An 18,398-nucleotide genomic window follows, 5' to 3' on the forward strand; every position below is an offset into this window, starting at 1 on the left:
ATTAGCTACTAGATATGGGGTGATGAGCAGATGCTCATCACCCCTATGTTGAGAATGATAGACCAACCAACCCTTCCGTTTTGGGAAACTCCGCCTGAGCACCGCGCGACGTGGACTTCGCGCGACCTCTGGCTCCGCCTGAGTGAGCATAATCTAGCAGAATTCTCCGAGGATGATCGGATCGAGCGCAAAAGTGCTTCAAAGGTCGATCGGCGCCGCTACGCCGAATATCTAAGCATGTGGGCTAATACCGTGGAAGGCGGGATCATGCTCTTTGGCGTCGAGAACAACGGAGCTGTAACTGGCTGTGCCAGTCTGAGCCAACCGGAGCTAAACGCACTGAAAAGTTGCCATACTCAGTTATGTCCAGAAGCATCGCCAGAATTTCGAACTATCGGCATCGAAGTCGACGGCAAACCGAACTTCGTCGTAGCAGCGTACATACCGTACCGCGGAACGCTGGTTGAAACTCACAAGGCCGAAGCCTTTATTCGACATGGCGACAACAAGCATCGAATGAGCGCGGAGGAAAGAGATGATTTCCGCGCAACACGGCAAGAAAGGCGTTGGGAGCAAAGGCCCAACGAGCACTTCAAGTTTCCGCAGGATTTCGACGAAAACGTCGTTCAAGAATTTTGTACGAACTTCCGTGAAAGAGAAAACAAACCGGATTGGAGCACTGAGGATATACTAGTAGACCGCCATCTAATGATAAAGGATGGCGATCGATATGTGCCTCTAAATTGCTTGACACTTTTTGCCGCTAAGGACCCGCTTTCATTCCATGCCGGCGCTCGTATTCGTGTACAACGATTCGAGGGAACGGAGGAGGGCGCGGGTGAGACATTTTCGCCTTTGCGCGATTTCTATCTGGAAGGAAACATCCCACGCATCCTGCGTGAAGGCGATACCATGCTGGCTAACATGAACTATAATGTCACTTGGCTAAGCAATGAAGGTAAGTTCGTCACGACGCCCGAGTACCCAAAATGGGCATGGTTTGAGGCGCTCGTGAACGCCCTCGTCCATCGCTCGTATAGCTTCTCCGGGTCAGAAATTTTTGTTAAGTTTTTTTCTGATCGAATGGAGGTTGAGAGCCCGGGCGGTTTCGTACCGCCAGTCAACGCAGCCAACATTTACAATCAGAGAGCTGCGCGTAATCCCCATCTTATGGAGGCACTTCGTTACCTCGGTTTTACGCAGATGTCGCGCGAGGGAACTCGGAGGATGAGGCAAAGCATGGAAGACTATAACCTTCCAGCTCCGAATTTCTCGCAAGAAGCGATCAATGGGGTCTCAGTGAGGGTCACTTTGAGAAATGACCATCACACGCGCAAGCGAGCCTTGGACAAAGATGTAGCCACATATTGTGGAGTGGATACTTGGAAGCAGCTTCAAGAATATGAAGTCCAGATTATGGGCTATGCGTTCAATAATCGTTCCATACAAGTGGCTGAAGCATCACGGATCACCGGACGCACTTGGAATACTTCCAAGAAGGACTTGGATCGCTTGGTCCGAAAGGGACTTCTCGCGTTTGTCCCTCCGAAGTTCCAGCGTGATCCCAAGGCGCGCTATGAATTGGTGGGCGATAGAAGGGGTGGTCTCCGCGAAGCCTAATTCTCGGTTCCGGTTTTCGATACCACGTCGGCCACTCAATTAGTTTTCCTACTTGCCAAGCGCGGTGGTACTGGACCGCATGGCCTACGCTGCGCCCAACCTGCATCTCTCCATCAGCGAACAGCCCGCACATCCCCCCGCAGCTTTTTCCGCATTGGACCGTGTAACATGCGGTCCATGTCGTAGGACTGCACAGGCGCGAACCCTCGTTTCGTCCTACACGGCAGTCGGCTTCAAATCCGCGCCCTCAATCCCCGCCCAGCAGCCTCTGCTCCGCCGCCGCCATGTAGTCGCGCGTGATCGGCAGGGCGCGGCGGTCGCGGACGTACTGGATCTGGTAATTGCCCATGCCGCCCCATTCGAAGGCGGCGGTCGCGCCGGCGAGGTAGAAGGTCCACATGCGGTAGAAGCGCTCGTCATAGAGGTCGACGATGGCGGCGCGGTTGGCTTCGCAGCGGGCGTACCATTCGCGCAGGGTCTTCGCGTAGTGCAGCCGCAGCGTCTCGATGTCGGAATGGATCAGGCGGCTTGTCTCGCTGGCCGCCAGCGTCTCCGACAGGGCGGGGATGTAGCCGCCGGGGAAGATGTACTTGGAGGTGAAGGCATCGGTCGTGCCCGGCCCGCCGAAGCGGCCGATGGTGTGGACCAGCATCACGCCGTCGTCGGCCAGCAGGTTGGCGCAGGCGCGGAAGAAGGTCTCGAACTGCGGGCGACCGACATGTTCGAACATTCCGACCGAGACGATGCGGTCGAACCGCTCGCCGCGTTTGGCGAGATCGCGGTAGTCGACCAGTTCGAAGATCACGCGGTCGTCCACCCCGGCCTCGCGGGCGCGGCTGCGGGCAAGGGCGAGCTGCTCCTCGGACAGGGTGATGCCGTGGACCTCGACGTCGAAGTGCTTGGCGAGGAAGATCGCCATCCCGCCCCAGCCGCAACCGATGTCGAGCACGCGCTGCCCGTCGGCCAGCGCCAGCTTGGCGGCGATATGGGCGAGCTTGGCGTGTTGGGCCTCGGCGAGGGTCTCGACGCACTCCGGCCAATAGGCGCAGCTGTATTGCATGTGCTCGGGGTCGAGCATCAGGCGGTAGAGGTCGTTGCCGATGTCGTAGTGATGGGCGACGTTCCTGCGCGCGCCGATGCGGTCGTTGATCGACCCGATGGCGAAGGTGGCCCGGTTGCGGATGCGGCGACCGAGCGAGGGCGGGCGGAGCTGGCCGCCACGCTCCCACACGGCGTTGGAGCGCAGCAGCTGGACGAGCTCCATGATGCCGCCACCCTCGAGGTCGAGGCGCTGGTCCATGTACGCCTCGGCCGCGCCGATGCGGGGATCGAGCAGGATGTCCCGTGGCACCTTGCCGTCGCGGAAGATGACGGCGAGTTCGGGATAGCCCTCTGCAGGAGTTCCGAAACGAGTGACGGTACCGTCGGCGAAGCGCGCTTCGAGCACGCCCTTCTCGATGACGGAGCCGAGGAAGCGGGACAGCAGGCGTTTGCTCATGGCGCTATCTTGCCAAAGCCCGGAGCCGTGTCCAGCCCGTCAGATGCCGGCGTACCACTGGTAGCCGGCGCGGTCCTCCCAATAGCCGCCCTGTCCCCCGCCGACGTCGTCGAGACTGGCGACGGCTTCGATCCCGGTGAGGTACTTGGCGTGCTTGTAGCCCAGTTGCCGCTCGATCCGCATGCGCAAGGGGGCGCCGTTGCGGACGGGGAGGGGCTCGCCGTTGAGGCTGTGGGCGATGATGGTCTGGGGGTGGTAGGCATCGATCAGGTCGACGCTCTCGTAATAGTCCTGGCCGTTGAGGTTGTCGGCGCAGCGGAAGACGATGAACTGCGCTTCGGGGCTGAGTTGGGCCTCGTCGAGCAGCAGGGAGAGCTGCGGGCCCGTCCACTCGCCGATCGCGCTCCAGCCCTCGACGCAGTCGTGGCGCGTGACCTGCGAGCGCTGGGGCAGGCGGCGGATGTTGTCGAGCGTGAGGGCGAGCGGGTTGCGGACCAGCCCGCCGACGGTGAGCTGCCAGTTGGCGAACCCTTCCTCGACATGGCGCGGGTAGTCGCCGTTCTGGGGATCGACCGAGCCGTTGCCGCGGAAGAAGGGGGAGACCGCGCTGCGCGGGTACTCGGGCGCAAGGGCCTCGCGATTGGTAAGCAGGCGGTGTGCGCCCATGTGCCATTTCTCGGCCGCAGACAGCAGGCGTGCGCCGGCATCGGTATCGGCCACCTTGTTGCAGCCGGCGACGAAGGCGGCACCCGCCGCAGCCAGGAACCCTCTACGCTTCATGGGTCGATCCCCCGGTTATCATGGCGCGCATCTGTCCGATCGGCCCGGACAGCAGGACGAGCGCGACATGCACGATGAAGAAGCCCAGGATCGCGAAGGCGAAGATGAAGTGCAGGCTGCGCGCCGACTGGCGCCCGCCAAGCAGGTCGACCAGCCAGCCGAAGGTCGGCTCCATGCCGGGGCTGATCGCGATGCCGCTGAAAACCATCATCGGCAGGAAGATGCCGAGCACGAGGCCGTACGCCAGCTTTTGGAGGAAGTTGTACTTCCCCTCGCCATGGTCGAAATTGAGCTTCGCATGCTCGACGATATCGCGCCAGATCGCCTTCGGGCGCCACTCCCTGCGGGTGGTAATGAGGTCGCGCTTGAAGTGCCGGTTGAGGAGCATGGCGATCCACATGAACAGGAGTCCGAGCGCGAAGGGCCAGGCCATCAGGATGTGCCAATCGCGCGCCACGGCGAGGCTGTAATAGCCCGGGATCGTCATCCAGTCGGGGAAGCGCGGGACCTCGAGCCAGGCTTGGCTGCGATCGAAACCCCAGTCGCCCCAGTAGAGCAGGCGATGGGCGTTGCTGATGGTCAGGCCGGACATGAACAGCACGACCACGCACAGCAGGTTGAGCCAATGCCAGATCCGCGTGGAAAGGACGTGCCTCTTCATTCCGCTTCCACCTCGCGCGCCAAGTAGATCACGTCGCGCGATTGAGCCATCAGGTGCTGCCCGCTGTCGATGTAGAGCGTCTGGCCGCTTGCCAGGTGCCGGCCCGCCAGGAACAGAGCTGCGTCCGCGACTTCGGCGGCATCGGTCTTGCGGCGGAGCAGGTTCAGGCGGTGCGACACTTCGGTTTCCGCCTCGCTCTGGTCATGGCTGGGCAGGATGGCACCGGGTGCGAGGCCGTAGACGCGGTCCGTGTCATCCGCCGCGCCCATGGACAGCATGTCGATAGTGGCATCCAAGGCGTGCTTGCTCATCGTGTAGCTGAAGAAGTCGGGATTGGGGTTGGCGAGCTTCTGGTCGGTAATCTGGATGACGCAGCGCCCGGCCTCGCTTCGGGCGTTCGCGAGGTAGGCTTGAGCCATGCGGGAGGGGGAGGTGGCGTTGACTTGCATCGCTCTCCGGTTCGTCGCCGGATCGAGTGCGGTTACACTGTCCTCCTCGAAGATGGACGCGCAGTTCACCAGCGCGCCCCAGTCGGGGAGCTTTGCGGCGAGGTCGTCGACCATGGCGACGGCGCTATCGCCATCTGCGAGGTCGCAGCGGATCGTCTCCGCGCTCGGCAATGCAGCAGCCAGTCGTTCGGCGGCGTCGGCGGAGCGGCGGTAGTGGACAACGACATGCCAGCCCGCCGCGCCGAAGGCTTTCGCGATCGCTGCACCGAGGCGCTTGGCACCTCCGGTGACGAGCACGGCTGGTCTGTTGGTCTTCGGCATGGCTCTCCTACCTTAGCCGAACGCGCTCCAATGGAAAGGCGCGCCATGCAGGGCCGAAACCTCGCATCGCGCGCCTCCTGCGAACCGAAGAGCTGAACCCCTCGAACTATCCGAACATCTTTAGCGGCAGCGAAGGCTCCCGCGGTCGATCTCGCGGCCGACGATCGCGCCCACCGCGCCACCGAGTATCGCACCGAGCGTACGGTCGCCACGGCCCGCGAGTTCGTGACCCGCGAGTGCTCCGACGCCGGCACCGATCACCAGACCGGTCGTGCCGTTGTCGCGGCGGCAATAGTAGCGGCCATCGTCGCCACGCCACATGCGGCTGCTGCGCGTGATGCGGCGCGGTTCCATGTAGTAGCCGCGGCTGTCGTAGATCGCGCGATCCTTGGCGCGCTTGCCATGCGCCGGCGCCCAGGGCGGCGGGTCGGCAGCAGCGGGAGCGGCGGTGCCAAGTCCGGTGACGGCCAACGTGCCGGCGGCGAATGCGAGAGCGAGTTTCTTCATCGTTTGTGCCTCATTATCCTGTGGTCTGGCTCTTCAACCCGGACGGTGGTGAGGGGGTCCACAACCTCGGATGAACGAGCGGCACTAAGGCCGGATTAGCGATAAGCCGACCCACCGCGCGCGACGAATTGCTAGCCATCACGCCCCTTCGTCGCCTTGTCTCGCCATTGATCGGTGAGCCGGTCCAGCGCTGCGATCTCGCCAAGCTCCGCTCCGGTAGCTTCGCTTCTCGGGTCGTGAAGCGCGGCAAAGACCCGGGCGACGTTCCAGCCCTCGTGGACTCGCTCTACCAACTCCAGCACGTCGCCCGCTTCGGCTTCGCCTTCCTCGACGACGCGGTAGTACCAGCCGCACATGTGCTCGGCGAGGATACGCTTCACCATGTCCTTGTGCCCGAAGCGATGCTCGATCTTCCAACAGGGCTGGCGCGGCTGGCTGACTTCCAGCATAGCGCTACCGAAGCGAAAGCGGTCGCCGATGCAGACGTCGCTCTCCACCAGCCCCGTGCTCATCAAATTTTCGCCGAAAGCGGCTGGCCCCTGAAGCAAGCCATGCCCGCCGAGCCAGTCATCCCACGCACGGTAGTGATCGCTCGCATAGTGATGCACGGCCATGTCCGGTCCGCCATGATGCTTTGTATCGGCGACCATATCGCCCTCGATCCCGAAGCTGCGGATGGCCACCGGACCTGCAATTGGCCGCTTGTCGATCGCGCTGAGTTCCGCGCCGTTGAAGGGGCGGGGCAGGCCGATACAGACTGCTGTGATGACCACGCTCATCGCCAAACTTCCATCCCTACAGGATAGGAGACATGGACCGCATGGACCACTGTCCTGGGCGGAAAAAACCGACCACCCGCAATGCGCCGGTTAATCGCGGTTTGAAAGAGGATCAGATCGACCATGCCGGTCTTTGAGCATAGCCCGCTGCTGTAGGAAAGCCGGTCGGTGGACTAGCTCACGCGCGAGGGCGCTGCACCGTCAGGGCCATCCAGTCGCGCTGCGTCCCGTCGACTGCCTTTCCGGCATAGGTTTCCGAGGAGGCGATCGCGAACCCGGCGGTGCGATAGACATCTTCGAGCCAGCGGGCATCGGGAAAGTTATGCAGCCGACCGAGCAGGTCCCTGCCTTCGCCGCTGCCCAGCTTAAAATTGGCAAAATGCCAGCCGCCGGGCTGCAGCGCGCGATGAATTGACGCGAGTACGGAAGGCAGGTCGGTTCGCGCGACATGCAGCAGACAGGCATGCGCCCAGACCGCGTCGTATGCGGCTACGGCGTCGAGCTCGTCGAAGCGAAGCAAACGCGCGCCGACATCGAAACGTTCATTGGCCTTGTGGATCATTGCGGGGGTACCGTCGGTCGCGTCGAGATGGAAGCCGCGCTCAGCAATCCGAGCCGAATCCCGCCCGCCGCCACAGCCGAGCTCGAGTACGCTGGCACCGGGCGCGAGCCGGTCGAGAAAAACGTTAAGATGGCGGCTCGGCGCCTGCCCGAAGCCCAACGTGTAGCGCGGCGCGTTCTTCTCGTAGAACGCTATCGTCGCCGGATCGCTCATTCCGGCGGTAGCTCTCGATAGACTGGGGCTATATCGCGCAGCATCTTGCCCTGTGCGTACCGGAACACCATCAGGATCAGCACCATCGTCACGAAGAAATCCGCGAAGGTACTGTAGAAGAGCCAGAAATCGGTCGACCCGTAGAACGCGACAACCAGGTTCAGACCGGCCATGATCGCGCCGAGTACACCCATGCCGATGCCAAGCCGCGCGGGATCTATGTCGCGATAGGGCAGATAGCGTTTCAGCCGGACCGCAAGCCGGTTCCCGCCAGCCACACCATCGAAAAAGAACAATGAGGCGCTGACGAGGCCGACGACGGACGAGCGGTACTTGACCGCATCGTCGGACTGGAAAACCAGCGCGAGGCCTGCGGAAAGCAACAGCAAGGCTATGCCGAATAGCGCCAAACCCCCGAGCAGGTCGATCTTGGTCAACCGCTGTGCCACCAATAAGGCGACGCCGACCGCAGCCCCGACCAGCGCAGCGGTGGTGAGATCGGTCAGCTTGGCAATGACGAAGAAGAGGAGGCCTAGCAAAATATCGACCGCCAGCGGAATGCGATTGCGCTTGAAGGCGCCGAAATCGATGTGGGAGTTATGGCCGCCCGCGCTGTCGTTGAAGTCTTGCGACAGTGCGTCGCCGACCGTTCCGTTGGCATAGCTTTCCATCATCTCCCGATAATGCTCGGGATATGCGATGGTCTCTCCGGGGTGGCTTTCGTAGATGAGTTCCCCGTCGCGCCGGACCGCGATGCCAAGATTCATCGAGCTAATGTAGCCGGCTTCGACCTCAATCAACGAGCCGTCGAGGAGCGGCGCGGACAAGCGATGATTGCGTACGGCGTCGGGACCGATGGCCGGGGTCGCATCCATCGAGACGACCCTGCCATCGAGGCACAGTTCCGAGAACAGACCATCGCTGCGCGAGCGCAGCGTTACCAGCCCGTTGGTGGAACCAATCCGAAAGCGGCGCCGATAGCGCCAGATCGTCACCCTTGCCACGAACTTACGCTTCGATTGCCTCGGCCGCCTCGCGGTCCCGCTGCGCACGGCTCTTCTTCTCCGCCGCAGTCTTCAGCTGTCCGCAGGCTGCATCGATGTCGCGGCCGCGCGGCGTGCGGATGGGGGCGGAGATGCCGCCTTCGAATACGATGTCGGAGAACCGCTTCACCCGCTCCGGCGTGGAGGTGTCGTAAGCTGCGCCGGGCCAGGGGTTGAACGGGATCAGGTTCACCTTGGCGGGCAATTTGTATTGCTTGAGCAGGCGCACGAGTTCGCGGGCGTGTTCGTCGGTATCGTTCTTGTCCTTCAGCATCACATATTCGAAGGTGATGCGGCGGGCATTGCTGGCACCGGGATAATCGGCGCAGGCCTGCAGCAATTCCTCGATGCCGTATTTCTTGTTTAGCGGGACGATCTCGTCGCGGATCTCCTTGGTCACCGCGTGTAGCGAGACGGCCAGATTGACGCCGATTTCCTCGCCGCAGCGATCCATCATCGGCACGACGCCGCTGGTCGACAGAGTGATGCGCCGCTTGGAGAGCGCAAGGCCGTCGCCGTCCATCACCAGCTTGAGCGCGCCCTTCACATTGTCGAAATTGTAGAGCGGCTCGCCCATGCCCATCATCACGATGTTCGTCAGCAGGCGGCCATCAGAGGTGTAGTGGCCTTGATCTTCAGCTTCGTCCAGGCCCGCCATCGAGCCCTTGGGCCATTCGCCCAGCGCATCGCGCGCCAGCATGACCTGCCCGACGATCTCGCCCGGCGTCAGATTGCGGACCAGCTTCATGGTGCCGGTGTGGCAGAAGCGGCAATTGAGCGTGCAGCCGACCTGGCTCGACACGCACAGCGTTCCGCGATCCGCATCCGGAATGAAGACCATCTCGAATTCGTGCCCCTCGGCGGTCTTGAGCAGCCATTTGCGCGTGCCGTCGGTCGAATGCTGGGCCTCGACCACTTCGGGACGACCGATAACGAAACGCTCGGCCAGCCACGGGCGCATGGTCTTGGCGATGTCGGTCATCGCTTCGAATTCAGTCACGCCGCGATGGTAGAGCCAGTGAAACACTTGCTTGGCGCGCAGTTTCGCCTGCTTGGGATCGAGGCCCGCCTCGGCGAACAATTCGCGGATACGCTCTTTCGGCAGGCCGATCAGATCGATGCGGCCATCGGCGCGCAGCGTTATGTCGCGTGCGACGGGAACCGGGTCCACCTGCCCGGGGATGCTCATGAGTGTCGTATCAGCCATGGGAGCGGCGCATATAGGCGCGTGAGGGCGTTTTGGCCAGATGGAACGGAGCGCGTAAAATCGATCTCGTGCCATCGGGTTCCAACGTTTCGTCGTGAATTCCGCGCAATCTGTTTGCGCCTGCATTCGGTCGATGAGGCGGCACGGCTTGGCGCAAGATTGTGTCGCGGATGCAACACTTTCTTGTTGTGGAAGGTTAATGAAACTGCGCGCGGTCTTCCGCCGTTCTCGAAGTCCACGCTGCTCGTGAAGCGGCGTCGATAAGAAACGGAGTACTAAGTATGAAAAAGACAGTCGCACTTTTCGCAGCCGCCTCGGTGGCCGCCATCGCAGCCCCCGCCGCCGCTCAGGACGCGACCGACGGCACCTTCACCGGCCCGCGCGCCGAAGCGCTTGTCGGTTATGATGTCAGCAAGGCCGGCAGCGACATCGACGACGATGCCAACGAAGGTAACGACCAGTCGATCGATGGCGTGACCTATGGCGTCGGCGTCGGTTACGACTTCAACGCCGGCGGCGTCGTCCTCGGTCTCGAAGGCGAGTTGACCGATTCCACGGCGGACGTCGAATTCGATGGTGCCGACGGTGAATTCTTCGGCCTCGGCAATGTGAATGCAGGCCGCGACCTCTATGTCGGCGCGCGCGCCGGTATCCTCGCGAACCCGGATCTGCTGCTTTACGTGAAGGGCGGTTATTCGAACGCACGCTACAACGTGAACAGCTCGTTCGACGGCGACGAGTATCGTGCCAAGATCGACACGGACGGTTTCCGCGTGGGTGCGGGTGCGGAATACGCGCTCAACGAGAACACCTATGCCAAGCTCGAATATCGCTATTCGAACTACGGCGATGCGGAACTCGATTTCGAAGGCGACACGCCGGATGCCGATCTCGGCGAGATCGACGTCGACCGTCACCAGGTGATGCTCGGCTTCGGCTATCGCTTCTAAGCAGAAGTCGTAGTGAAAACGGGGGCCGGCAGCGCAGGGCGTTGCCGGCCCCTTTTCGTATCAGCGCCGGGAGCAGGCGAGGGTGGCTGCATCCATCGCCGTGGCCGCGCCGGACAGCGAATAGGAGTTCGAGAAGCGGCGTCCGCGAGTGTCGGTTGCGCGGATCGTCATGCTCTGGGCCGAGCGCATCGCGGCGACGATCGCTGCGTCCATCCTCCGGTCTTTCGCCCAGGCATCGCCGCCGCCGCCCGTCAGCTCGAAGCGCTGCGAACCGATGCGGAGCTGTAGCGATGGCGTCTTCGCCAGCATGCGCGACAGGCGGAAATGCACTTGTCCGCGGATCTGTCGGCGCGGCCAGGTGCCGATGGTGGCGAACGGCTCGTTGTCCCGCGATAGGCGGCTGGGCGTCGGCTTCGCAATTGCGTAGCAGCGCGGGACCGTAGGATCGCGGAACGCACCCCAGTCTGAGAAAACACCGAGGCTGTCCTTCGCTGCCAGCGGGCTTGCGAGGAGGAGCAGGGTCAGAGCCAGTACTTTACGCATAGTCGATGGCCATTACTTCCCACTCGCGGTCGCCGCCGGGAAGGCGCACGAGGCGCAAATCCCCGACCGATGCACCCTTCAGCGCACGGGCGAGGGGGGATGACCAGCCGATCCGCCCGGCACTGGCGTCCTGCTCGTCGTCGCCGACCAGGGTGACGGTCTTCTCGACTTCGTGCTCGTCGGCAAGCGTCACGGTGGCGCCGAAGAAGGCGCGCGACTTGTCGGGCTGTTCGGCAGGGTCGATCACCCGCGCGGCCTTCATCCGGCGCGACAGGTGGCCGAGCTCGCGGTCGATCTCCCGCATCCGCTTGCGGCCGTAGAGATAGTCGCCGTTCTCGCTGCGGTCGCCGTTCCCGGCGGCCCAGCTCACGATCTCGACGATTTCCGGCCGCTCGGTGCCGAGCAGATGATCGTATCTCGCACGCAGCGCGGCATAGCCTGCCGGCGTGATCGGATTGCCCGGAACGGATTTCTGCGCGCCCATCGGCCCGCCCCTAGCGTATTCTATCGCCGCAGGTAACTCGCGATATCGCGTTGGCGGGCGGTCGACTGGTCGGGATGCATATTGGCATAGGCGACAGCATTGCCGATCACGCGCATGACGTAATAGCGCGTCTCGAAATTCGACGGGATCTGCTCGATCCAGGTCACCCAGTCGACAGAACCGTTGCGCGGATCGCCATTGAGGCGGAGCCACTCGTTCACCCGGCCGGGGCCGGCGTTGTAGGCCGCGATGGCGAGCGGATAGGCCCCGTTGTAGCGGTCCATCAGCCGCGCGAAATGCGCATCGCCTAGGCGGATGTTGTAGCTGGGATTGGCGGTCAGATCGGCCGACATGTAAGCAACGCCGATCTTGCCCGCTTCCTCGCGCGCTGTGCCGGGCATGAGCTGCATCATGCCGCGCGCACCGGCGTGGCTGACGCGGGTGCGGTCGAACTCGCTCTCCTGCCGCGCAATGGCGTGGACCATGGTCCAGTTCGCGCCGCTATGCGTCTGCACGGTCGGGAAGCCGATCCGCTCATAGCCCTTGAGACCATGTTCGCCCGCGACCAGGCCCGCGACGACGGCCATTTCCTCCAAGCCCGTCTGCCGCGCGAGCTCGCCGACCAGCGCCATTTCTTCCGGCGTATCCGCTTTCTCGGCGACCGCTTCGAAGAACGCGCGCTCCGTGCGCCAGTCCTGCCGGTTGCGCGAAAGCGCGCGGATAGCCTGCGTGAGGGGATCGCTGTCGAAAGCGGAGCGCTGCTCGGGCGACGACTGCGGCTGGGGCAGAGCGGCGAAGCTCGGCATCGGACGGCCAAGTTCGCTCAGCGCCAGTTGGCCATAATACCATTCGGGATATTCAGCCGCCATTTCCCAATAGCGCTGCGCCTCGGCCCGGTCACCTGCACGCGCCGCAGCACGTCCGGCCCAGAAGAAACCCTTGGAACGGGTCAGCGGAGTCTTGGCAGCGGTACCATAACGATAGAAGAGCGGCGCGGCGCGCTGGCCGTCCCCCATCGACCAGAGCGCCTTGGTGCCGCCAAGCCACATGAGGTCGGTGTATTTGTCGCGCAGGGCGAAGGACCCTTCGGAAATGTCGGTCCCCGGCGCGAAGAAATCGTCCACCTTGGAGGCGATGGCGACCGCCTGGCTCGGTGCGCCTGCGCTCTTTGCGACAGCCAGCGCTTCGCTGATGAAGGCGTCGCCGTCGAAGGCAGGAGCATTGAAGGTTGCGCGATTGCCCAACAGGTTCACTGCCTGGAGGGGCTGGCCCGAACTGCGGTAATACTTCGTCAGATTATAGACATAGCCCGCATCGCTCATCGCGTCCTGCGGAGCCGAGCCCATCGAGCCGCCAAGCAGCGCCATGCGGGCTTGCGCCATCTGGCGATAGGCGGGCGAAACGCGCGCGATGTGGCGCGATGCGGCGTCGAGATTGCCCTGCCACAGCAGCGCGTCCATCCGGGCGTCGTGATCTTCGGGCGCAAAGTGGCTACCGAACAGGCCGACGAGATATAGTTCCGCCGGGCCGCTCATGGTGCCATTGCGCCACGCCTCGCGCGCCATCTCCAGCGCCTCGGGCCGGTCCATCGACGCGAGTGCCAGCGCATAGCGCGCACGCCCGCTATTCGTCAGCGGCGGGTGCTCGTCGAAAAATGCCACCAGAGCCTGCGGCGACGCGGCCTCGCTATCGAGCGCATTTTCGGCGCGGCGTTGCAGCAAGTCTTCCTTCGGGAAATCCGGATAGGTCGTGATGAAATTGGCGTAGGAGCCGAACGACAGATCGTCGCGCTTGGTGAGATATTCCCACTGTGCGATCGCCGCATCGATCCGCGCGGGCTGCTGCGCCACCATGGTGCTGCGCCCGTCATTCTGCGCCGACGCGGTGGCCGGCAGCACGAAAGCGGTGGTTGCGAGGAGGATCGAAGTGATTGCTGTTGTCTTGCCCATGCTGGACATAATGGCTCCCGGCTCCTTATCAGGCGCTGAATGAAAAATCCCGTCTCGCGATTTCTCGCGAGTTGTCATGTATCTAACGCAGGACTTCCGTAAATGTTCTCTGGCTCGATTCCGGCTCTGGCGACTCCTTTCCGCGACGGAGCGTTCGACGAGAAAGCTTTCCGCCGCCTGGTCGATTGGCAAATCGACAATGGCAGCAAGGCGCTGGTGCCCTGCGGGACCACGGGCGAGGCCTCCACCATCTCCAATGCGGAGCATCACCGCGTGGTGGAAGTCTGCATCGAACAGGCCGCAGGCCGCGTTCCGGTGATCGCCGGCTGCGGCAGCAACGATACGCGAAATGCCCTGCTCCACATGAATTTCGCCAAGAAGGCAGGCGCCGCTGCAGGCTTGTGCGTTGCTCCCTATTATAACCGCCCGAGCCAGGCGGGGCTGATCGCGCATTTCAGCTTCCTGGCCGAAAACAGCGACCTGCCGATCGTCCTCTACAACGTCCCCAGCCGTACCGTCACCGATATCGAGGACGAGACCGTGGTCGAGCTGGTCCGCAAATTCCCGAAGCAGATCGTCGCCATCAAGGATGCCAGCGGCGACCTCTCGCGCGTGGCCGATCACCGCATGGGGCTGGACCACGATTTCTGCCAGCTGTCCGGTAATGACGAGCTGTGGCTCCCGCATTCCGCCGCGGGCGGGGCAGGATGCATTTCGGTGACCGCCAACGTCGCCCCGGCGCTTTGCGCGGAGTTCCACGAGGCGATTGCAGACAATGATCTCGTGAAGGCGCGCAAGCTCAATGATCGCCTGTTCCCGCTTCATTATGCAATGTTCTCCGACGCGAGCCCCGCGCCGGTCAAATACGCGCTCAGCCGCGTCCACGACTGGTTTTCCGAAGACGTGCGCTTGCCGCTTTGCAACGCGAGCGATGAAAGCCGCAAGCAGGTCGACGAGGCGCTGGAAATTGCCGGGCTGATCTGACCGCCCTTTCCTTTTGCGCACTGCGACCCTAGATGCGCCCACCCTATGGCCCGTCCCAAACCCGCCACCTTCGACAAGCAAAAAACCGTCGCCGACAACCGGCGCGTGCGGTTCGACTATCATGTCGAGGAGACGTTCGAGGCCGGGCTCGCCCTGCAGGGGACCGAGGTCAAGGCGCTGCGGGCGGGCGAGGCGAGCATCAAGGAAAGCTATGCCGAAGTGCGCGACGGGCAGGTGTGGCTGATCAATGCCAACATCCCCGAATATTCCCACGGCAACCGGCTCAATCACGAGCCGCGGCGGCCGCGCAAGCTGTTGCTGCACGCGCGCGAAATCGAGAAGCTGTTCGGTGCGGTCGAGCGCAAGGGCATGACGCTGGTCCCGCTGTCGGTCTATTTCAATTCGACCGGGCGGGCGAAGGTCGAGCTGGCGCTCGCCAAGGGCAAGCAGGCGCATGACAAGCGGCAGACGATCAAGGAGCGCGACTGGAAGCGCGACAAGGCGCGCCTGATGCGCGAGAAGGGCTGAGCGGCTCGTCCATCGTTAACCGGCCGATAGCCATTGCGCATTCATCGCCATGCGCTAGAGCGCGGGCCTTGCACTCGCCGGGGCGCAAGCGCATCTGTGAAATGTGGTCATGAGCAATCCGAAGTCCAAAACCTTCCTGTCGGACCTGATCCGCAAATACATGCCCACGCGCGAGCAGCTTGCCGAGAACAAGTATCTCAAGCCGATCGCCCACCGCTTCCTGACGCCGGAATTGTGGCGTTTCACCCGGCGCAGCGTGCCGCGGGGCGTGGCGCTCGGTATCTTTGCCGGGTTCATTATTCCGGTCGGGCAGATTTTTCTCGCCGCCTTCATGGCGTTGCCTGCGCGCGCGAACGTGCCATTGTCGGCGCTCGTAACTTTCATCACCAATCCGTTCACCTTCCCCATTTGGGCGGTTTTTGCCAATCGCGTCGGCGCGTTCATCCTCGAAGTCGATCTCGACGTCACCGGCGGTGCTGCGCAGGATGAAATCACCAGCGGGCGCTGGGCGTGGCTGGTCGAAATGTTCGAAGGCGTCGGGGTGACGGTGCTGGTGACGATTTTCGGCTTCGTCGTGCTGGCCGTCGTGGGTGCGGCCATCGGCTATCTTCTCTCGAGCTTCGTCTGGCGCTTCATCGTGGCCGGCAAGCGCCGCCGCCGCCTGCGCGCGGCCGAACGCCGGATGTACGAGCGCCTGGCGGAGGACGGCGAATGACGCCTTCCGACGACACGACTATCGCGCGCCTTCCGCCGCTGCCGCTGATATTCGGCGTGCTTGGCGCCTGCGTGCTCTCCATCGTAATGGTCGGGCTGGTCGGCGGGGAAGCCGTGGTCGCGATAGCCTATGGCGGCGCGCTGGTCGCTTTCCTGCTCATGCTGCTACTCGCCGCGCGATTGCGGACGGGGCCGGTCGAGCAGGAGGCCGGTGTTCCCGACTGGTCGGTTACTGCGGCCGCAGTCGAAAACAGCAAGCGGGCGGTTGCCATCACCGACCGGGCCAATCGGCTGATTTGCGCCAACTCGTCCTATGAGGACTGGTTCGGGGAGGCCGTTCCGCCGCTGGAAGTCGGCTTCGCGCCGAAATCCTCCGAACGCCTGATGATCGCTGCGCGCGAAGCGTGGCGTGACGGGCATGCGCGCGTCGATCTGCTGACCATCGAGGGTGTGGAGAAACGCTTCCGGCTCGATGTGGATCGGGCGGGGCGGGGCGAGGACTATCTCGTCTGGCGCTTCGCCGAGATCGTCCAGGAACGCAGCTACGACGGGCTAGCAGAGCGGGTCGAAGGACCCTTCGGCGAGGTCATGTCGCGCGCCGGGCTCGAACTTGCGATGGTCGCACCGGACGGCATCGTGCAGGCGGCCACCGTGGGCCTGGCAGAGCGAGCCACGGGCGATGCCGCCACCTCGCTGGTCGGCATGGAATTCGTCCAGCTGCTGCGCTCGGACGACCGCGATCGCATTTTTTTCGCGCGCGAAGGCCAGCAGGGCTCGCCGCAGACGCTGGTCCATGTCCCGCTGGAATTGCAGCGCGGCAATCGCGCGAAGGATGCCGATCAGGCGCCGTCGCTGATGCTGCTGATCGACCGGACCGTCGGGATCGGCGGCGGCTTCGAAGGCAATGGCAAGGCAGCGATCCCGCAGCTCGAGACGTTGCTGGCGGCGCTTCCGCTGGGCCTCGCGCTGACGGATCGCGACGGGCGCTTCCTGTTTGCCAATGCTGCTTTCCTGCGCGCCGTCGAGCGCGAGGAGCAAGGGCTGCCGCAATTCCCCTCCGATCTCGTCGTGCGCGAGGACAAGGCGGCGATCGCCGACACCGTGCGCCGCTTCGCCAAGGGCGCGAGTTCCAGCGGAGACATGGCGGTGCACCTCGCCGGCAACAAGGAGGAGCCGGTCTCGATCGGCCTCGCCGGGATCCGCGGGCTGGGCGATGCGGCAGTGCTGTTGTCGATCACCGATTCCACCGAAGAAAAGCGCCTGCGCCGCCAGGTCGCGCAAGCCACCAAGATGCAGGCGGTCGGCCAGCTGGCGGGCGGCGTCGCGCACGACTTCAACAATGTGCTGACCGCGATTATCGGCTATTGCGATCTCATGCTGCTGCGCCACACACCCGGCGACAGCGATTACGATGATATCCAGCAGATCAAGGCGAACTCGAACCGCGCGGCCAGCCTGACGCGCCAGCTGCTCGCCTTCAGCCGCCAGCAGACGCTGCTGCCGGTGGTGCTCCAGCTGCCTGACGTGGTCAGCGAGGTCAGCCAGCTCCTCAAGCGCCTGATGGGCGACAAGATCGAATTCGTCGTCCGCCACGACCGCGAGCTCGGCCCGGTGCGTGCCGACCCGCAGCAGCTGGAGCAGGTCATCATCAACCTCGCCGTGAACGCGCGCGACGCGATGCAGGCGCATGCGGCGAAAAGCGGCAAGCAGGACTGGAAGGGCCGCCTCACGCTCGCGACGCGGCGCGTGTCCGCGCGCGATGTACGCAAGATGGGCAGCGATATCATGCCGGCGGACGATTACACCGTGCTGATCGTGCAGGACACGGGCGGCGGCATCCCGCAGGACCTCATCAGCAAGATCTTCGAACCGTTCTTCACCACCAAGGAGCAGGGGAAGGGCACGGGTCTCGGCCTTTCGACGGTCTACGGCATCGTCAAGCAGTCGAACGGCTTCATCTTCGCCGACAATGTGCGCGGGCCCGACGGCAACACTACTGGCGCGCGCTTCACCATCTACCTGCCCGTCCACAGCGGCGAACTGCCAGCCGTGATGCGGCGCGAGGAAGAGGCGGAGCCCAAGGCCAGCGAATGGTCCGGCGGGGGAAAGCTGCTGCTGGTCGAAGACGAGGATATGGTCCGCGCCGTCGCCGAGCGGGCGCTCGTGCGCGCGGGCTATACCGTCACCACCGCCTCTGACGGCGAGGAAGGCCTGGCCGCGATCGCCAATGGCTCGGACAATTTCGATCTCATCGTATCCGACGTGGTCATGCCCGCGATGGACGGCCCCGCGATGGCCCGCGCGATCCGTCGGGTTAAACCGAAGATCCCGATCCTGTTCATGTCCGGCTATGCCGAGGAACAACTGCGCAACGATATCGACATCGACAACATGTACTTCATCGCCAAGCCCTTCAGCGTGCAGCAGATCAACGCCAAGGTCGCCGACGTTCTCGCCGCTCAGGGCGGGAGCTAGGGGGCGTCGTCAGGCTGACGCGGAACAAACCACGAAAAAATTTCCGTTCCCTACTTGTTCTTCGAGAACAAAGCCGATACATCATGTTCCAGTTGAAGAGTCGAAGGGCGGCTCTTTGCAAGCGCAGGAGG

18 protein-coding genes are annotated in these 18,398 nt (G+C 63.4%); 6 read left to right on the forward strand and 12 right to left on the reverse strand.

What is annotated here, in order from left to right:
• Positions 1 to 30: 30 nt before the first annotated feature.
• Positions 31 to 1,620: an ATP-binding protein gene (locus P8R33_RS07425; protein ID WP_278328346.1), complete on the forward strand. Its 1,590-nt coding sequence runs from the start codon at positions 31 to 33 to the stop codon at positions 1,618 to 1,620.
• Positions 1,621 to 1,867: 247 nt separating this feature from the next.
• Here P8R33_RS07425 and P8R33_RS07430 read toward each other — a convergent pair whose 3' ends face one another.
• The 9 genes from P8R33_RS07430 to rlmN all read right to left on the reverse strand — a co-directional run bounded on the left by P8R33_RS07430 (position 1,868) and on the right by rlmN (position 9,640).
• Positions 1,868 to 3,118, reverse strand: a complete 1,251-nt coding sequence (locus P8R33_RS07430) for an SAM-dependent methyltransferase (protein WP_278328347.1) — start codon at positions 3,116 to 3,118, stop codon at positions 1,868 to 1,870.
• A gap of 39 nt (positions 3,119 to 3,157) precedes the next feature.
• Entirely contained in the window at positions 3,158 to 3,898 is a 741-nt protein-coding gene (locus P8R33_RS07435; protein WP_278328348.1) for a molybdopterin-dependent oxidoreductase, read from the reverse strand.
• A complete protein-coding gene (locus P8R33_RS07440; protein WP_278328349.1) occupies positions 3,888 to 4,559 on the reverse strand; it encodes a cytochrome b/b6 domain-containing protein in 672 nt (223 codons plus the stop codon). The genes P8R33_RS07435 and P8R33_RS07440 overlap by 11 nt, the downstream gene beginning before the upstream one ends.
• Positions 4,556 to 5,329: an SDR family oxidoreductase gene (locus P8R33_RS07445; protein ID WP_278328350.1), complete on the reverse strand. Its 774-nt coding sequence runs from the start codon at positions 5,327 to 5,329 to the stop codon at positions 4,556 to 4,558. Before P8R33_RS07445 ends, P8R33_RS07440 begins: the two co-directional genes overlap by 4 nt.
• A 120-nt stretch (positions 5,330 to 5,449) precedes the next feature.
• Entirely contained in the window at positions 5,450 to 5,836 is a 387-nt protein-coding gene (locus P8R33_RS07450) for a glycine zipper 2TM domain-containing protein (RefSeq protein ID WP_278328351.1), read from the reverse strand.
• Between the two features lie 131 nt (positions 5,837 to 5,967).
• The gene (locus P8R33_RS07455) at positions 5,968 to 6,615 is read right to left on the reverse strand and encodes an MOSC domain-containing protein (protein ID WP_278328352.1); all 648 of its coding nucleotides are present in this window, start codon (positions 6,613 to 6,615) and stop codon (positions 5,968 to 5,970) included.
• A 178-nt stretch (positions 6,616 to 6,793) separates the two neighbouring features.
• Positions 6,794 to 7,390 (reverse strand): class I SAM-dependent methyltransferase, encoded by a 597-nt coding sequence (locus P8R33_RS07460; protein ID WP_278328353.1) that lies wholly within the window; start codon positions 7,388 to 7,390, stop codon positions 6,794 to 6,796.
• Positions 7,387 to 8,394: a septation protein IspZ gene (locus tag P8R33_RS07465; RefSeq protein ID WP_278328354.1), complete on the reverse strand. Its 1,008-nt coding sequence runs from the start codon at positions 8,392 to 8,394 to the stop codon at positions 7,387 to 7,389. Before P8R33_RS07465 ends, P8R33_RS07460 begins: the two co-directional genes overlap by 4 nt.
• 4 nt (positions 8,395 to 8,398) lie before the next feature.
• Positions 8,399 to 9,640, reverse strand: a complete 1,242-nt coding sequence (rlmN, locus tag P8R33_RS07470) for a dual-specificity RNA methyltransferase RlmN (protein WP_278328355.1) — start codon at positions 9,638 to 9,640, stop codon at positions 8,399 to 8,401.
• A gap of 281 nt (positions 9,641 to 9,921) precedes the next feature.
• Between rlmN and P8R33_RS07475 the strand changes: the two genes are divergently transcribed.
• The gene (locus tag P8R33_RS07475) at positions 9,922 to 10,590 is read left to right on the forward strand and encodes an outer membrane protein (RefSeq protein WP_278328356.1); all 669 of its coding nucleotides are present in this window, start codon (positions 9,922 to 9,924) and stop codon (positions 10,588 to 10,590) included.
• Between the two features lie 60 nt (positions 10,591 to 10,650).
• On the opposite strand, the gene P8R33_RS07480 is transcribed toward P8R33_RS07475, so the two are convergent.
• The 3 genes from P8R33_RS07480 to P8R33_RS07490 are packed head-to-tail and all read right to left on the reverse strand — an operon-like array spanning position 10,651 to position 13,566.
• Positions 10,651 to 11,133, reverse strand: a complete 483-nt coding sequence (locus P8R33_RS07480) for an invasion associated locus B family protein (protein ID WP_278328357.1) — start codon at positions 11,131 to 11,133, stop codon at positions 10,651 to 10,653.
• Positions 11,126 to 11,617, reverse strand: coding sequence for a transcription elongation factor GreB (gene greB / locus P8R33_RS07485; RefSeq protein ID WP_278328358.1), 492 nt, complete (start codon positions 11,615 to 11,617; stop codon positions 11,126 to 11,128). Before greB ends, P8R33_RS07480 begins: the two co-directional genes overlap by 8 nt.
• A 20-nt stretch (positions 11,618 to 11,637) precedes the next feature.
• Positions 11,638 to 13,566: a lytic transglycosylase domain-containing protein gene (locus P8R33_RS07490; protein ID WP_278328359.1), complete on the reverse strand. Its 1,929-nt coding sequence runs from the start codon at positions 13,564 to 13,566 to the stop codon at positions 11,638 to 11,640.
• A gap of 102 nt (positions 13,567 to 13,668) precedes the next feature.
• Between P8R33_RS07490 and dapA the strand changes: the two genes are divergently transcribed.
• From dapA to P8R33_RS07510, 4 genes are all read left to right on the forward strand, one after another.
• A complete protein-coding gene (gene dapA / locus P8R33_RS07495; protein ID WP_278328360.1) occupies positions 13,669 to 14,550 on the forward strand; it encodes a 4-hydroxy-tetrahydrodipicolinate synthase in 882 nt (293 codons plus the stop codon).
• Positions 14,551 to 14,595: 45 nt separating this feature from the next.
• Positions 14,596 to 15,078, forward strand: a complete 483-nt coding sequence (gene smpB / locus P8R33_RS07500; protein WP_278328361.1) for an SsrA-binding protein SmpB — start codon at positions 14,596 to 14,598, stop codon at positions 15,076 to 15,078.
• 109 nt (positions 15,079 to 15,187) lie between these two features.
• On the forward strand, positions 15,188 to 15,793 hold the full coding sequence (locus P8R33_RS07505; RefSeq protein ID WP_278328362.1) for a DUF2062 domain-containing protein: 606 nt from the start codon (positions 15,188 to 15,190) through the stop codon (positions 15,791 to 15,793).
• Positions 15,790 to 18,267 (forward strand): hybrid sensor histidine kinase/response regulator, encoded by a 2,478-nt coding sequence (locus tag P8R33_RS07510; RefSeq protein ID WP_278328363.1) that lies wholly within the window; start codon positions 15,790 to 15,792, stop codon positions 18,265 to 18,267. The genes P8R33_RS07505 and P8R33_RS07510 overlap by 4 nt, the downstream gene beginning before the upstream one ends.
• Positions 18,268 to 18,398 lie beyond the last annotated feature (131 nt).

It is taken from the genome of Qipengyuania flavescens, from assembly GCF_029688735.1.
In the GTDB taxonomy this organism is placed as follows: Bacteria; Pseudomonadota; Alphaproteobacteria; order Sphingomonadales; family Sphingomonadaceae; genus Qipengyuania.

Excerpts from the sequence above, each read along its gene's own strand:
- P8R33_RS07425 (WP_278328346.1), top strand. The coding sequence starts at position 31 with ATGCTCATCACCCCTATGTTGAGAATGATAGACCAACCAACCCTTCCG.
- P8R33_RS07430 (WP_278328347.1), bottom strand. The coding sequence starts at position 3,118 with ATGAGCAAACGCCTGCTGTCCCGCTTCCTCGGCTCCGTCATCGAGAAG.
- P8R33_RS07435 (WP_278328348.1), bottom strand. The coding sequence starts at position 3,898 with ATGAAGCGTAGAGGGTTCCTGGCTGCGGCGGGTGCCGCCTTCGTCGCC.
- P8R33_RS07440 (WP_278328349.1), bottom strand. The coding sequence starts at position 4,559 with ATGAAGAGGCACGTCCTTTCCACGCGGATCTGGCATTGGCTCAACCTG.
- P8R33_RS07445 (WP_278328350.1), bottom strand. The coding sequence starts at position 5,329 with ATGCCGAAGACCAACAGACCAGCCGTGCTCGTCACCGGAGGTGCCAAG.
- P8R33_RS07450 (WP_278328351.1), bottom strand. The coding sequence starts at position 5,836 with ATGAAGAAACTCGCTCTCGCATTCGCCGCCGGCACGTTGGCCGTCACC.
- P8R33_RS07455 (WP_278328352.1), bottom strand. The coding sequence starts at position 6,615 with ATGAGCGTGGTCATCACAGCAGTCTGTATCGGCCTGCCCCGCCCCTTC.
- P8R33_RS07460 (WP_278328353.1), bottom strand. The coding sequence starts at position 7,390 with ATGAGCGATCCGGCGACGATAGCGTTCTACGAGAAGAACGCGCCGCGC.
- rlmN (WP_278328355.1), bottom strand. The coding sequence starts at position 9,640 with ATGGCTGATACGACACTCATGAGCATCCCCGGGCAGGTGGACCCGGTT.
- P8R33_RS07475 (WP_278328356.1), top strand. The coding sequence starts at position 9,922 with ATGAAAAAGACAGTCGCACTTTTCGCAGCCGCCTCGGTGGCCGCCATC.
- P8R33_RS07480 (WP_278328357.1), bottom strand. The coding sequence starts at position 11,133 with ATGCGTAAAGTACTGGCTCTGACCCTGCTCCTCCTCGCAAGCCCGCTG.
- greB (WP_278328358.1), bottom strand. The coding sequence starts at position 11,617 with ATGGGCGCGCAGAAATCCGTTCCGGGCAATCCGATCACGCCGGCAGGC.
- P8R33_RS07490 (WP_278328359.1), bottom strand. The coding sequence starts at position 13,566 with ATGGGCAAGACAACAGCAATCACTTCGATCCTCCTCGCAACCACCGCT.
- dapA (WP_278328360.1), top strand. The coding sequence starts at position 13,669 with ATGTTCTCTGGCTCGATTCCGGCTCTGGCGACTCCTTTCCGCGACGGA.
- smpB (WP_278328361.1), top strand. The coding sequence starts at position 14,596 with ATGGCCCGTCCCAAACCCGCCACCTTCGACAAGCAAAAAACCGTCGCC.
- P8R33_RS07505 (WP_278328362.1), top strand. The coding sequence starts at position 15,188 with ATGAGCAATCCGAAGTCCAAAACCTTCCTGTCGGACCTGATCCGCAAA.
- P8R33_RS07510 (WP_278328363.1), top strand. The coding sequence starts at position 15,790 with ATGACGCCTTCCGACGACACGACTATCGCGCGCCTTCCGCCGCTGCCG.